This window comes from Curtobacterium sp. PhB128 (genome assembly GCF_004340725.1).
Classification (GTDB): domain Bacteria; phylum Actinomycetota; class Actinomycetes; order Actinomycetales; family Microbacteriaceae; genus Curtobacterium.
The window spans coordinates 56170-69466 of the sequence record NZ_SLUR01000003.1 but is presented as its reverse complement, the minus strand read 5'-3'; the positions used below and the strand labels follow the sequence as shown (position 1 = coordinate 69466).

The window sequence follows — 13297 nt, the reverse complement described above, 5'->3', positions numbered from 1 at the left end:
CTCACCGCATGCGTCAGAACACGGACTCACCACCGTCAGACGGCAGAAGGGCGCCCGAGACGTTGACGCCGTCGTCGCTCAGCAGGAACGTGATGGATGCTGCAAGCGCCTCCGGAACGGCGATCGGGACGTCGGCGGTGTGACTGTTCAATCGCTCTTGACCGAAGGTGTTCGTCGCTGTCGGACGCATGCCGGTGAGGGTACCGCCAGGAGCGACGGCGTTCACGCGGATCCCGTTCGGCTCGTACATGAACGCAGACGAGCGCGTGACGCCGAGGACGGCGCTCTTCGACGCGGTGTACGCCAACCCCGCAGAGGAGCCGCGCAGGGCAGCCTCGGACGCTACGTTCACGATTGATCCGCGGCCAGCGGCGATCATCGCAGGAATGACCGCTCGAGACAGTCGTACCAGACCAAACACGTTCACTTCGAACACGCGACGAAGCATCGCGTCGTCCGTCTCGTGAAGGGGACTGAAATCGTCGAGGAGGCCCGCGACGTTCGCGAGCCCATCGATACGGGCTCCGGCAGCCTCAACGATCCGCGCGACGCCGTCATCGGCGGTGATGTCCGCTGCGACGGGCCGCACGGACGGGAACGCTGCCACCAGGTCGGCGAGGCGCGATTCGGCGATGTCCACAGCGACAACGGTTCCGCCCTCGCGGGCGATACGCACCGCGACGGCACGGCCGATACCCGAAGCGGCGCCCGTGACGATGACGGTGCGGCCGTCGAACCGACCGGCGGAGATGCGCTCCACCCAGCCCGCACTTTCGGCTTCTTCTTCCGGAGACACTTCTCGCCCGTTCGCCTCCCGAGTCAAAGTATCGAGCACTCCGTCACCTCGGTCCCCCATCCCAGCGATCAAGGTCTCGAGTGGCACACGGCGGAGTAGGCGAAGGGCCGATTCCTGCATGCCGAGCTGTTCACCGAACTGGCGAAGCACCGCACCCCCGGCGGGGTGCTCAAGCCACGCTCCGATCATTGTGTGGCCAGTGAGTGGCTTGTTCGACTCGGACACGTGTCCATCCCTTCGTTGGTAACGCGCGTAACTGACGCTAGAGCGGTCGCGTGTCCACGTCAACCGCGCCATCTGGTTCGAGCGGGATGCTGTTGAGGTTCCCAGCCGGTGCAAAAGGATGCCGATCGGCACCGCGTTGTCCGCGAGTGCTTCGGTGCGACGCAACGAACCGGAGCCTTGGGCTTGGCGGGTCGTCGGCGAGGGTGCTCGGCCGCGTCCGTCCTGGATCAGTGGCCCCCAGTGATCGGCATGCGGGGGAACCGTCTCGGCGGTTGACACGCAATACCCGAGCTGATTGGCTAGGTAACGCGCGATACCTGCGCAGACGATGACGTTGTGGAGACCTTGATGACCGTGCAGCTGCTCAACCAGGGTTGGTCTTACCGTCCGAAGGTCAGCGCGTTTGCCGAACTCGGCGGCGCGGGCGGCGACTGGGAAGACGTGACGTTGCCGCACGATGCACAGATCACCACGGCGCGAACGCCTGATCTCCGGAACGGCGCCGCGCCTGGCTACTTCCCGGGTGGAGCATGGGAGTACCGCACCGAGGTCTCAGTTCCAGCGGACTTCGGTGGTCAGCTCTGGGCGCTCGAATTCGACGGTGTCCACCGAGATGCGATGGTCTACGTCAACGGTGCACTCGCCGGCCAACACGCGTTCGGATACTCCCGATTCGTGGTGCGGATCGACCCGTGGCTCGAGGCCGGGACAACGAACACGATCAAGGTCGACTGCCGCACTCACCAGGACAGCCGTTGGTACACCGGAGCCGGAATCTACCGCGACGTTCGTCTCATCGTGAAGAGTGCCGCGCGGATCGCAGTCGACGGCGTGCAGGTCACCACCCCGGACGTCGATGTGGACAGAGCGGTCGTCGAGGTTGCTGCGGAGGTCGAGAACGGCGGCACAACGACCCGCACTCTCCGTCTCACGACCAACATCACGCAGGTGACCCAGGCCGAATCGTCCGCTTCCCTCGTCACGAGCAGCGCTCCGGTCAGTCTCCTTCCTGGCGAGCGCTCCACCGTCCGACTCCGACTGCCTGTGACGAACCCATCGCTGTGGGACGTGGACTCGCCGACGCTGTACGGCGCGACCGTCGTCCTGACCGACGGTGACGACGAGGTCGACCGCGAACAGGTGACCTTCGGCATCCGCACTCTGCAGCTCGACGCCGTACGCGGACTTCGGATCAACGGACGAGCTGTCCTGCTCCGCGGAGCATGCATCCACCACGACAACGGCCCCCTGGGTGCTGCCGCGATCGTCCGCGCAGAGGAGCGCCGAATCGAGCTGCTCAAAGACGCAGGGTTCAACGCGATCCGAAGTGCGCACAATCCCATGAGTTCGGCGCTACTCGAAGCGTGCGACCGGCTGGGCATGCTGGTCATGGACGAGACGTTCGATGTCTGGACCTCGAGCAAGTCCGACTTCGACTACGCGTCCGACTTCACCCAGTGGTGGGAGCGAGACGTCGAGTCAATGGTCGCCAAGGACGTCAACCACCCGAGCGTCATCATGTACTCCATCGGCAACGAAATCCCAGAAACGGGTTCCATCAGTGGCGGCATCTGGAGCAGGCGTCTCGCCGAGAAGCTCCGCTCGCTCGACCCCAACCGGTTCGTCACGAACGGCATCAACGGATTCGTGTCAGTCCTCGACCTGGTCACCGCCGGTATGGCGCAGCAGCGGGAGGCGCTGGCATCCGCAGAGCCGCAAGCCGGCGGCGTGAATGCGATGATGAGCCAGGTCGGCGACATGATGAACCAGATCTCGGCCTCGCCGCCCGTGACCGCGCGGACCGAAGAATCGTTCTCCGTGCTCGACGTCGCCGGCATGAACTACGGCGACGGGCGGTACGAACTCGACCACGAGCTCTTCCCGCACCGCGTCATCGTCGGAAGCGAGACGTTCCCCTCGCACATCGCCCGGAACTGGGACCTCGTCAAGCGGCTGGACCACGTCATCGGCGACTTCACGTGGGTGGGGTGGGACTACCTCGGCGAAGCGGGCCTCGGCGGCGTGAGCTATCACGACGAGGCAGCCGGTCCTGCCGCAGCGAAGGCTTGGCCCTGGCTCGCCGCCGCCAGCGGCGACCTCGACATCATCGGACGCCGTCGGCCCGTTTCGTACTACCGAGAGATCGTGTTCGGCCTTCGCCGCGAGCCGTACGTTGCCGTGCAGCGGCCCTCGCGTCACGGTCAGACGGTGCTCGGAACCCCTTGGTCGTGGAGCGACAGTGTGTCGAGCTGGGCTTGGGACGGCTACGACGGCCTTCCCGTAACCGTCGAGGTCTACAGCGACGCCGACGAGGTCGAGCTGCTGCTGGACGGCGACATCATCGGTCGCGCCGCCGTCGGAGCCGAGTTGGCGTTCCGGGCAACGATCGAGACGGTGTGGCAGCCCGGTGAACTGACCGCCGTGGCGTACGCCGGCGGTGTCGAGACCGGTCGAACGTCGCTCCGCTCCGCCGCCGATGAGACGATCCTCTCCGTTTCGGCGGACCGGACGGAGATCACCAACGGCACGACCGACCTCGCATACATCGACATCTCACTCACCGACACCGCGGGCGTCGTTCGACCGCTGATGGATCGCGAGGTGACTGTCCTCGTTGAGGGCGCAGGGACCCTTCAGTCGTTCGGCAGTGGGGATCCGGCACCGGTGTCGCTCTTCGCCGAGACAACTCGGTGCACCTTCGACGGAACCGCCCTCGCAATCGTCCGACCGACCGCTGCAGGCGTCATCACCGTGACGGTCACTGCACCCGGTTGTGCTTCCGCAATCGTCGAACTCACCGTGCACTGACCGTCCGCCGGAACCGTTCTCCTCCTCTGCGAACCTAGAAGGAACGCCATGACACAGTCCACCGAACCCGTCTTCGTCAGCGCCGACACTGCAAGCGTCGAAGGCGACCCGGCACCGTACTTCCGGCGTGACTTCACGGTCGCCGAAGGACTCCGCCAAGCGACGCTCACGGTGTCTGCGCTGGGCATCGCTGAGACGTACGTCAACGGACACCGCGTCGGTGATGAAGTGCTCTTCCCAGGGTGGACGTCGTATCGGCACCGACTCGTCGCAAGACGCCACGACATCACCGGTCTCCTCACGAACGGCGAGAACGCGTTCGGCGCGATCGTCGGTGAAGGGTGGGCGGTCGGTGCTCTCACCTGGGAGAACCGGCGACACAACTACGCGGACAGGCCTGCCTTCTGGGCGCGCCTCGAACTCGAGTACGACGATCACATCGACGTCATCGGAAGCGACGAGCAAGTCCTCGTGAGCACCGGAGCGGTGCACTCGAGCGGGATCTACGCTGGCGAACGCTACGACGCGCGCAGTGAACCGATCGGATGGTCGACAGCGGCGTTCGACGCTGCGAACTGGTGCGCCGCGCGAGCCTTCGACTGGGACACCAAGACGCTCGTCGAGGGCGGTGCACCCCCTATCCGGCGCATGGAGGAACTAGAGCCGGTTTCCGTGACCGAGCAGTCCGCTGGGCAGTGGATCGTCGACTTCGGGCAGAACATCTCCGGCTGGGTGCGACTGACGGTGAACGGGCAAAGCGGCGACACCGTCACGCTCCGTCACGCCGAACTGCTGAAGCCAGACGGCTCCCTTGAAACCGAGACCCTTCGCAGCGCGGCCGCGACCGACGAGTACATCCTCCGGGGCGGCACAGCGGAGACGTGGGAGCCACGTTTCACCTTCCACGGTTTCCGATACGTCGAGGTAACAGGATGGCCCGGGGTACCCACAGTCGCTGATCTGCGCGCCATTGTGGTGCACACGGACATGACTCGCACCGGCTGGTTCGAGGCATCAGACCCCCGCATCACGAAGCTGCACGAGAACACCGTCTGGTCGATGCGCGACAACTTCGTCGGCGTACCGACGGACTGCCCGCAGCGTGACGAACGACTCGGATGGACGGGCGATCTGAACGCATTCACGCCCACCGCCACGTTCCTCTACGACGTCCGCGAGGTGCTCGGCTCCTGGCTGAAGGACCTCGCGGTTGAACAACAGGAGACCGGGACCGTCCCGTGGAGCATCCCGGACGTCCTCCCGACACCGTCAACCGCTACTGCGCTGTGGAGTGACGTGGCGGTCAGCCTGCCGTGGGCCCTGTACCAGGAGTATGGGGAGTCGGAGATCCTCCGACGCAGTTACGAATCGATGACGGCCTTCGTCGACGAAGTCGAATCAGTACTCGACGACGACGGGCTCTGGGGCCACGGATTCCAGTTCGGTGACTGGCTCGACCCCGACGCTCCGTCCGACAACCCCGCCGGCGGAAAGACGGACCGGTACCTCGTCGCCCAGGCGTACCTCGCCAAGACGACGAAGGAGATGGCGCAAACTGCGGCAGTTCTCGGTGAGCATGCAGACGCTCAGCACTTCGACGAATTACACACACGTGTGCGGACGGCCTTCCGGCGTCACTTCGTGACCCCCGTCGGCCGCGTGGTGAGCGAATCGGCAACCGGATACGCCCTTCCCATCATGTTCGGACTGCTTGACGACGACCAGCAGCGCGTCGCTGGAGATCGGCTCGCAGCGATCATCAGTGAGTCGGGCGCCACGATCGGCACGGGATTCGCCGGCACCCCGCTCGTCACCGACGCGCTCAGCAGCACCGGACACGTCGACGTCGCGTACGACCTGCTGATGCAGACGAAGAGTCCCTCCTTCCTCTACCCCGTCCTCATGGGTGCGACCACGGTCTGGGAACGCTGGGACGCTGTGCTCGCCGACGGTACGGTCAACGCCACTGGCATGACGTCGCTCAACCATTACGCCCTCGGGGCCGTCGCCGACTGGCTTCACCGTGTCGTCGGCGGTCTCACCCGAACTGCGCCGGGCTGGCGGACATTCACGGTGGCCCCGCAGCCGGGTGGAGGACTCACATCCGCCCACGCCAAACACGACACGGTGCTCGGGCGGGTGGAAAGCCACTGGTACGTCGACGACGGTGACCTCGTACTGGAGGTTGTCGTACCCGATGGAGCCACCGCCACCGTCATCCCCCCGCTGCATCCAGAACAGCTCGCCGTCGATGTCGCTCCTGGTCGGCACTCATGGCGGTACGCGGCGCCGGCAGGGTTCGGCGAGAAGGCAGAGCTGACACTCGACTCCAGCGTCAAAGAGACCATGAAGGACGACGCCGTCTGGGCCGCCGTTCTCGACGTCCTCCGCTCGTACTTCCCGGGTGTGCCGGTCGAAGCCGCGGGTAGCCGCCTCGGCGATGCGCCGGTGCGCACCCTCGCGCAGCAGCACCCGAACTCATCGGCGATGGAACGGGACCTCGTCGCCGCCCTGTCGATCCACGACGTGTGATCTCCGACACGGTCACTAGGAGCGGAACGAAGACGTCATGCCAAGCGACGTCTTCTCACCTTCGGCAAGCGTGACCGCCACCTCAGCAGCGGGTGCACGGCCGCTGGTACCGCGCGTTACGCCAGATCAGTACCACCTCTTGCTTTTAGACCCTGCACTGGCGATACTTCGGTAACGCGCGTTACTTGACCGCCTGCGTCACTCATCACAACAACGGAGTTCTGATATGTCCTCACCCGACGGCACCGCGCCGCACTCCTCAGCAAAGCCAAACGAGGTCCCACTCGGAATTCCGAGCGGACTCGAAATCGCTGCGGAGGGAGTTGGCGACGCGGTCCGCCACGGCGCCGACCCCCTGAAGAAGATCAGCGCGCGCTACATCATTGGCCTGGTCGTGGCAACACTCGCGCTGTACGTCGCGTGGGTGACCCCGATCGGCTACTCCCTCTCCATTCGGGTACAGCAGATCGACCCGGTCGGCAAAAACGGCGCGATCGCACTCGCCATCGCGATCCCGGGCATCATCGTCCTCTTCACCACCCCGCTCGCCGGGCTCCTCAGCGATCGCACTCGATCCCGCTTCGGCCGCCGGCGCCCCTGGATCATCGGCGGGGTAATCGTGGGCTTGCTCGGATCGCTCATCGTCGGGTTCGCACCGTCCATCCCGCTCCTCATCGTCGGATGGTCCATCGCCTACGTCGGATACTCGACTGCCGGCGCAATGCTCCTGACGCACCAGAGCGACCTCATCCCCGAGGAACAGCGAGGGAAGGTCTCTGGCCTCACCGGTTCAGTTACGCAGATCGGCCCGATCGTCGGAATCCTGTTCGCTGGTGCGTTCGTGAAGATCCCCGTGATCATGTTCGCGGCTCCGGCGGCGTTCGCGCTCATCTTCGTTTTGATCTTCGCGGGCCTGATGAAGGACAAGCGATCGGTGAGCGAGCGCAAGCCCGTCGACATCAAGTCCATCGCGCGAGGGTTCTACTTCAACCCACGGAAGTTCCCCAACGTCGGCTGGGTATGGATCAGCCGAGCTCTGGTCTTCCTCGCACTGTCCTTCTCCACGACTTACGGCGTCTACCTCCTCGGGCAGCGTCTCGACATCACGCTCGCGGAGGCCGCCCCGATCCTTGCAACGTCGGGTCTCATCGGCATCGTCACGGCGATCGTCGGCGCCATCGCCAGCGGGTACCTCTCGGACCGATTCCACAGCCGAAAGCCATTCTTGATCGCAAGTGCGTTCATTCTGGCCGCCGGAATGGTCGTGGTCGCCTTCACTCAGAGCGAGGGACAGTTCCTCCTGGGCAGCGCGCTCAGCACGCTCGCCGTCGGTGTCTACGGCGCAGTCGATCAAGCGATTCAGCAGGACGTTCTGCCACGCGAGGAGAACGAAAACGGCCGGTTCATGAGCATTATCCAACTGGCGAACCAGGTGCCGCAGGCCGTCGGGCCGCTCGTCGCGGGAGGGATCATCGCACTCGCGACCGGCGATTACACCGCGGTGTACATCGTCGGTGGAATCGTCGGGATTCTTGGCGCGCTGGCCATCATCCCCATCTCGGTCGGTCGTCGAAGCACTGACTCCACCACGAGCATCCGAGCGCCAAAATAGTCGCCTGGACACCATCAAGCGAAGCCCTGACCTTTCAGCTCTCGAAATACAGCGAGCGGTGGTCCATGGATCCGTTGCTTGCTGGCCCAACAGCGGAGAGAACTCAGCTTCGCGCTTCTCGGAGAGGACAAGCCGATCATGGATGTTGAGCCCGGAGATGAGTAGCCGACGACCGCGCTGGCTGTCCGAGCAGGATCAGCCGCCAAAAGCTCCGACCATCTATGACGTCGCCGCCCTGGCATCGGTCTCCCACCAAACCGTATCGCGAGTGATCAACAAAACTGGGCACGTGCGACCGGTCACCCGGCATCGAGTTCTGGCGGCGATGTCATACCTCGGCTACGTCAAGAACGAGGCGGCAGCGGATCTCGCACGGAAACCTCACAGTGGCACCAGCCATGCCGACGTGACGAGCAGTCATTCCACTGTGGGCAACTAATCTTGATCACCGCCCGCACCAGAAGATTGTGATCGTGGTCGACCAACGTCAGTTCGGCGACATTGGAGGGTCGCTATCTTCGCGGGCGTATCGCGGCCCGAAGCTGCTGCTCAGTTGCGGCCATTATCTCGGACACCGTTTGCGTCTTCGGCGAAGTAGCCATCGTCAGAAACAGAACCGCCGACACCACGCGGGCAAGATTCATTGCTTCCGCCTCGGGGGTGACAGCAAACCGCTTGAGCTGGCTGCTGACCGCAATCTCCGTGTCACCGACGATTGCGAGCGCCGCGGCGTGGTTCTCTTCCGTGTGATCCCCAAATGCCATTTCGCGAAGGTACGTCCGTCCATTATCGAACTGGGCACGGTTGCACTCGATAATGGGTGCGGTGATTGCCATCACCGCATCGAGCGCGGTGTCTGATTCCGCGGCGAGTCGCGTGCCGCGCTCGAGCGCAGCCTTGTAGTGGTGGTTCTGCACCATCAGCAACAGTTCGCCCTTCGTCTTCGCGTAAAGGAAGAGCGTGCCGGTGCCGATGTCCGCCGCATCAGCGATCTGCTGCGTCGTCACCTCATCGACGCCGCGCTCGGCAAACAGAGCCGACGCGGCCGCGGTGATGCGAGCGAGCTTGTCCTGCTTGTTGCGTTCGCGCCGGCCGGCTCCTGTCGATGGCACAGTCACGAGCGACCCTCCGGGAGTAGAAGACGACTACGCTCAGTGCTGAGCAGAGTCAGTAAGTGGCATGGGAAGAGATCCTACCGCCCTACTTTCCCACAGGCACCGAGGAGACCCCTCCCCGTCGTCGTCGACCCCTCGAGATGAGTCCGCTTATGCCCGCACCCTCCGCCCTGACACCTCTTCACTCTCGGCCGCATCGAGCTGGTGCACTGGCTCGCTCGCACCCTGATGACGAGAAGCCGCGCAAATACCGATGGGACCCCGGGTGCCCTAGCCGCCGAGTACTACAGCCAGCGCGCCTCGCTCGAGCTGCTCATCACCGAGGGAACACAACCCTCTACAGATGGGCAGGGGTATCTCGACACCCCCGGTATCTTCACGCCGGAGCGCATCGCAGGGTGGCGCCGCGTGACCGAACGGGTGCACTGCGGTGCCGGGCACCTGTTCACCCAGCTGATGCACGTCGAATGCACGTCGCACCTGGAAAACACCCCGCATCACCGTCAGCCGATCATCCCGTCCGCAATCGAAGCGGGTGACCCCGGAACGATCTACTCCGGCGGCGCCCACGGCTACACCGACCACCCCGCGCTCACCCGCAGCTGACCCTGCGCACTATTGAAAGCAGCCTCCATGACCTCACTCAACGGCGCCGTCGTCCTCGTGACGGGCGCGAACGGTGGCATCGGCACCCACTTCGTCGCCGAAGCCCTGGCCCGGGGTGCGGCGAAGGTGTACGCCACCGCGCGCACCCCGCGCGCCTGGGATGATGAGCGCATCGTCGCACTGCAACTCGATGTCACCGACCCGACCTCCATTCAGGCTGCGGCTGATTTCGCCACCGACGTCACGGTCCTGGTCAACAACGCCGGTGCCAGCCCCTCGACGGCCAGCTTGATCGACATTGCCGAGTCCGAACTGCGGACCACAATGGAGATCAACTTCTTCGCCCCGGTCCTGCTCGCCCGCGCATTCACCCCAGCGCTGCTGAAGGCAGCGCACCCGATCCTGATCGACGTGCACTCCATCGGCAGCTGGCTTGGATATGGCGGCGCGTACAGTGCCGCGAAAGCCGCTCTCTGGGCCGCCACGAACGCCTTGCGCCTCGAACTCGCACCACGAGGCGTGCACGTCATCGGGGTGCACATGAGCTATGTCGACACCGCCATGGCGGCGCAGGCGCAGGGGCAGAAGCTGCAACCCGGCGATCTCGTCCTGCAGGTGTTCGACGCGTTGCAGGCTGGAGCTGTCGAGGTGATCGGTGACGAGCAGACCGCGAAGGTGAAGGCGGCTCTTGCAGGCCCCATCGAAGCGCTCTACCCAGAGCTGCCGCCCTTCGCCTGAGACGGAAGGGCGGCACTGCCGCCCTTCCGAGGTGGGCTCAGTCAGTGAGGAACTTCACCGCGACAGGGGCGAACTCCTCCCAGTACTGGAAGATGCCGCCGTGACCGGAGTTGGGGTAGATGATCAGCTCACTGTTCGCGATCCGGTTCCGCAGATCAGTCGACAGCACCGATGGCACCATGCGGTCGTGGTCACCGTTGGCGATGAGGGTCGGCTGCATGATCACGGACAGATCCGACGGCTGTGAGCGCCCGAACCGCTGGATCGCCTTCAACTGGGTGCCGAACGCCTTGTTGTTGATCTTCTTGTCGCGGTCAACCGTGCGCTCCTTGAGCCGTTCCACGAACGCCTTGCCGGCCTTCTTGCCGGGGACGTCTCGGTTGAAGAACAGGAACTCCTTCGGATCGGACCGGGTGAGGGCGGCGCGAAGGATGTCGTAGTAGGTGGCCCCGACGACCTTGTCCATGTCCTTGCCGCCGCGCGGGCCGGTCCCGGTGAGAACGAGTTTGCGGACCAGGGATGGATGCTTGACAGTCAGATCCTGCGCGATCATGCCTCCCATGGAGAAGGAGAAGACGTCGATCTTGTCGTAGCCGAGGGCGGTGATGAACGCATAGGCGTCGTCCGCTGCCTGTTCGAGGGTGGCTGGGACGGCGCCACTGGAGGCGCCGACTCCGAGCTGATCGAAGGTGATCACGTGGCGCTGCTTGGCGATCGGGTCGACGAGCCGTGGGTCCCAGTTGTCCAGGGTCGCAGCAAGGTGGGTGAAGAACACCACCGGAATGCCGCCCTCGGGTCCAAGCTCCCGGTAGGCGAACGTGTCGCCGCCGGTGGTGATGGTCTTCGCGGGCGCGTTCGCGTACGAGGTGATCACGGGTTCGGTCGGAGTGCTCATGACGACGGGGCTTTCTTCGTTGGGATCAAGAGAGAGTGCGGTCTCGATGTCGGATGCTGGCTAAGAGAGTGTGACGACGGCCTTGCCGCGGATACTCGTCTTCCCGAGCGACGACAGTGCAGCCGGAATCTGTTCGAACGGGAATGTCGCGCCGACGACAGGGCGGATGATCCCGCGCTCGAAGAGGTCGGTCATCTTCTGCAGCTGCGCACCGTCGGCTCGCATGAACAGGAACTCGTACGTCACGCCGAGCTTCACTGCCTGGGCGCGCACCTTGCGGCTCAGCCCAGCGACGACGAGCTTCACGACCGGATTCAGGTGGGCTTCCTTCGCGAACGCAGGATCGGGCGCACCGTTGATACTGACGGCCTTCCCACCGGGCTTGAGAATGCGAAGCGACTTGGCGAGATTTTCGCCGCCGAGACTGTCGAGGACGAAGTCGTAGCCGGAGAGTTCCTGTTCGAAGTCGTGGCTGCGGTAGTCGATGACCACATCGGCGCCGAGTTGGCGGACGAAATCGGCGTTGGCTGCAGAGGCCGTCGTGGCGACGTGGGCACCGAGGTGCTTCGCGAGCTGAATGGCAATTGTGCCCACACCGCCAGAACCGGCGTGGATGAGGACTTTCTGCCCGGGCTGGACGTTGCCGCGCTCCACGAGTGCCTGCCATGCGGTCAGCGCGACGAGCGGCAACGATCCGGCCTCGATCGTGGTGATCGTCGTCGGCGTGAGTGCGAGGTCGGCTTCGTCGATGGCGATACGTTCGGCGAACGCGCCGATGCGGTGGTCCCTCGGGCGTGAGTACACCTGATCGCCCGGCTTGAAATGGCTGACCTTGCCTCCTACCCGGATCACAGTCCCTGCGACGTCGTGGCCGAGAGTGGTCGGTAGCTTGTAGGGCAGGATCGGCTTGAACTCGCCCTCCCGGATCTTCTCGTCGAGCTGATTGAGCCCTGCGGCTTCGACCGTGACGAGGACGTCGCGTTCGCCGACGGTGGGCTCGGGGGTGTCTCGGAGTTCAAGGGGCTGCTTGTACTTGGTCAGGACGAACGCCTGCATGATGTCTTCCATCTCTGTCGGTAGGGGCGATGAATACGAACGGGCGGTCAGCGGGTAAGGAACTGACGGATGGTGTCGGTGACGGCCGTGGAGTGTTGAAACACCACACCGTGTCCAGAGTCCGGAAAGGTGGCCAAGGAGCTGTCCGGCAGGAGTGCGTGCAAGGCGTGTGCGTTGACGACGGGGACCATCCGGTCTTCTTCGCCGTGGATCAGCAGTGTTGGGGAGGACCACAACGGCGCCGACGGCGCCGCCGCGTCCCCCCCAACGGTTCACGGCGCGAAGTTGCGCCCGGAATACCGCTGGCGTGACGGAACTGTCCCTGTTCCTGTTCCGCTCGGTCAGCCGCCGGAGATACGCGGAAGCAGCGGCGCGGCCAGCGGTACTGCGGGTGAAGAACAGCAGCTGCTTCGGGTCCCGGCGCGTCAACGCGGCCCGTACGGTGCTACGGATCGCGACCCCGGTCATCGCCTTCAGCCCCGGGCCGTGCTGCGGTCCCGTGCCAGCAAGGACCACCCGCTCGACCAGCTCGGGTGCTTGGCCGAGCAGGGCCTGAGCGACCATGCCGCCCATCGACAACCCAAACAGATCGATCCGTTCGTACTCGAGTGCCCCGAGCACAGCGATCACATCGGCAGCCATAGCGTCGAAGGTGTCCGCTACCACGCCGGCGGATGCGCCGACGCCGCGGTAGTCGATGGCGATGAGACGACGGTCCAGCGCCAGAGCATCCACGACGGCAGGATCCCAGCTGTCCAGATTCGCACCGAGATGCGTCAGGAGTACGAGCGGGACTTCCGAGTGCGCTCCGTACTCACGAACCGCGAACTGTGTCCCGGCTGCTGCCATGGTTCTCGTCGGTACATCGCGCCAGGGCCCCTTACTGAGCCTCATGGATGAGTCCTCTCGACCTT

At 64.7% G+C, this 13297-nt stretch carries 10 protein-coding genes and 1 pseudogene; 6 read left to right on the top strand and 5 right to left on the bottom strand.

Annotated elements, in window-relative coordinates; all coding sequences use genetic code 11:
• Positions 1–13: 13 nt before the first annotated feature.
• Positions 14–1021: an SDR family oxidoreductase gene (locus EDF23_RS06530; RefSeq protein ID WP_243648835.1), complete on the bottom strand. Its 1008-nt coding sequence runs from the start codon at positions 1019–1021 to the stop codon at positions 14–16.
• A gap of 348 nt (positions 1022–1369) precedes the next feature.
• On the opposite strand from EDF23_RS06530, the gene EDF23_RS06525 reads away from it, so the two are divergent.
• The 4 genes from EDF23_RS06525 (at position 1370) to EDF23_RS06510 (ending at position 8412) form a co-directional block, all read left to right on the top strand.
• The gene (locus EDF23_RS06525) at positions 1370–3829 is read left to right on the top strand and encodes a glycoside hydrolase family 2 TIM barrel-domain containing protein (RefSeq protein WP_131921194.1); all 2460 of its coding nucleotides are present in this window, start codon (positions 1370–1372) and stop codon (positions 3827–3829) included.
• Between the two features lie 48 nt (positions 3830–3877).
• A complete protein-coding gene (locus EDF23_RS06520; RefSeq protein ID WP_131921192.1) occupies positions 3878–6361 on the top strand; it encodes an alpha-L-rhamnosidase in 2484 nt (827 codons plus the stop codon).
• A gap of 226 nt (positions 6362–6587) precedes the next feature.
• Positions 6588–7973 (top strand): MFS transporter, encoded by a 1386-nt coding sequence (locus EDF23_RS06515; RefSeq protein WP_123340203.1) that lies wholly within the window; start codon positions 6588–6590, stop codon positions 7971–7973.
• 142 nt (positions 7974–8115) lie between these two features.
• Positions 8116–8412: a LacI family DNA-binding transcriptional regulator gene (locus EDF23_RS06510; RefSeq protein WP_347812705.1), complete on the top strand. Its 297-nt coding sequence runs from the start codon at positions 8116–8118 to the stop codon at positions 8410–8412.
• A 73-nt stretch (positions 8413–8485) separates the two neighbouring features.
• On the opposite strand, the gene EDF23_RS06505 is transcribed toward EDF23_RS06510, so the two are convergent.
• Positions 8486–9091 carry a TetR/AcrR family transcriptional regulator gene (locus EDF23_RS06505; protein ID WP_123293777.1) on the bottom strand — a complete coding sequence of 202 codons (606 nt, stop codon included), beginning with the start codon at positions 9089–9091 and terminating at the stop codon, positions 8486–8488.
• 201 nt (positions 9092–9292) lie between these two features.
• On the opposite strand from EDF23_RS06505, the gene EDF23_RS06500 reads away from it, so the two are divergent.
• Positions 9293–9694 carry a hypothetical protein gene (locus tag EDF23_RS06500; RefSeq protein WP_243648834.1) on the top strand — a complete coding sequence of 134 codons (402 nt, stop codon included), beginning with the start codon at positions 9293–9295 and terminating at the stop codon, positions 9692–9694.
• A gap of 27 nt (positions 9695–9721) precedes the next feature.
• On the top strand, positions 9722–10432 hold the full coding sequence (locus EDF23_RS06495; RefSeq protein WP_131921189.1) for an SDR family oxidoreductase: 711 nt from the start codon (positions 9722–9724) through the stop codon (positions 10430–10432).
• A 37-nt stretch (positions 10433–10469) separates the two neighbouring features.
• Here EDF23_RS06495 and EDF23_RS06490 read toward each other — a convergent pair whose 3' ends face one another.
• From EDF23_RS06490 to EDF23_RS19585, 3 genes and pseudogenes are all read right to left on the bottom strand, one after another.
• Positions 10470–11327, bottom strand: a complete 858-nt coding sequence (locus EDF23_RS06490; RefSeq protein WP_123293779.1) for an alpha/beta hydrolase — start codon at positions 11325–11327, stop codon at positions 10470–10472.
• A gap of 60 nt (positions 11328–11387) precedes the next feature.
• Complete coding sequence (locus EDF23_RS19590) at positions 11388–12383, bottom strand: NADP-dependent oxidoreductase (RefSeq protein ID WP_243648851.1); 996 nt, start codon at positions 12381–12383, stop codon at positions 11388–11390.
• 150 nt (positions 12384–12533) lie between these two features.
• Positions 12534–13232: pseudogene (locus EDF23_RS19585) on the bottom strand (alpha/beta fold hydrolase); the annotation flags it as partial.
• Between the last annotated feature and the right edge of the window lie 65 nt (positions 13233–13297).